Raw genomic sequence first — 525 nt, 5'->3', positions numbered from 1 at the left:
CGCTTCAGTACCTTGCCAATGCCCGCAGGCAGTGCCTTGCCTGGCGTCTTCGTCTTTGCCATCATCTTCGTCATGCGTTACGATCCGGCCGATTCTACTTCGCCGCGTTAATGCGACAGGGCCATTCCTCTCGTGCTTCGGGCCGATCCGGCAACACTTCGCGCTCAAGCGGCATCTGCTGCGCGCCTCCCTCTACCGCAAACAACTCGCGGCAAGATTTATCGCCTGGTGCGAGTTCACCGAAGTCACCCAAAATCCGTCCTACGTTTTCTGATGAATGGTGGGCGACCGCGGTCTTTCCGACACAGTCGCAACAAGTTGACAGTGCCGTCTCATCTCGCCAAGTTGACAATGCCTTATTTTCCGTTTCCTGAAGCGCCCCCGAACAGCGCGCTCTCGCTTTATACTTTATTGGATAAAGGACATTGAACTAACCCGCTGACGCGGGAGGAGGTAGTTGGCCAGCGACATCGGCTCCGGGATCATCCGAAGGGCACATCTGTCGAGTGCGACGATGGCGGTGCA

1 pseudogene is annotated in these 525 nt (G+C 57.0%); it reads left to right on the top strand.

Features of this window, described 5'->3' with window-relative positions:
* Positions 1-115: 115 nt before the first annotated feature.
* Positions 116-274 (top strand): annotated as a pseudogene (locus tag HV796_RS43260) (IS6 family transposase); the annotation flags it as partial.
* Positions 275-525 lie beyond the last annotated feature (251 nt).

The organism is Paraburkholderia humisilvae, assembly GCF_902859855.1.
Lineage (GTDB): Bacteria > Pseudomonadota > Gammaproteobacteria > Burkholderiales > Burkholderiaceae > Paraburkholderia > Paraburkholderia humisilvae.
The sequence above is the reverse complement of the archived record's forward strand: the minus strand, read 5'-3'. Positions and strand labels throughout refer to the sequence as shown.